General features: G+C 56.0%; 1 protein-coding gene. It reads left to right on the top strand.

What is annotated here, in order from left to right; genetic code table 11:
• Nucleotides 1-53 precede the first annotated feature (53 nt).
• Nucleotides 54-448 (top strand): ATP-binding cassette domain-containing protein (locus HMPREF2879_RS05045; RefSeq protein ID WP_371326088.1); only part of this gene is annotated, 395 nt, incomplete at its 3' end.

Here is a 448-nt window from a genome sequence, read left to right as displayed (position 1 = left end):
TGTTGGCAAATGTTGGTTTGGTGAGTCAAGACTACGGCCGTTATGAACTGACTGTGCGTGAAAACCTCCTGCTGGGTTTGCCGCAGGCGGCGGTTGAGCGTCTTGGTGATGCTGATTTGTGGTCGGCTTTGTCGGTGGCTTGTGCTGATGATTTTGTGCGTGGTCTTGAGGGTGGTTTGGATGCTCAGTTGGGTGAGTCGTTTGGTGGTGTTGGTCTTTCGGGTGGTCAGTGGCAGCGTTTGGCGTTGGCGCGTGTGGTTCTTCGGGATGCGCCGGTGTGGGTGTTGGATGAGCCGACCAGTGCTGTGGATGCTGAGACTGAGGAGGAGATTTTTGCTCGGTTGAAGGTGGCTGCTGGTGGTCGTCTGGTGGTGTTGGTGTCTCATCGTGCGTGGACGTTGCGTGGTGTTGATTCTGTGGTGGTGTTGGATGGTGGGTGTGTGGTGGA

The sequence above is a fragment of the Rothia sp. HMSC069C04 genome (genome assembly GCF_001812895.1).
Lineage (GTDB): Bacteria > Actinomycetota > Actinomycetes > Actinomycetales > Micrococcaceae > Rothia.
The sequence above is the reverse complement of the archived record's forward strand: the minus strand, read 5'-3'. Positions and strand labels throughout refer to the sequence as shown.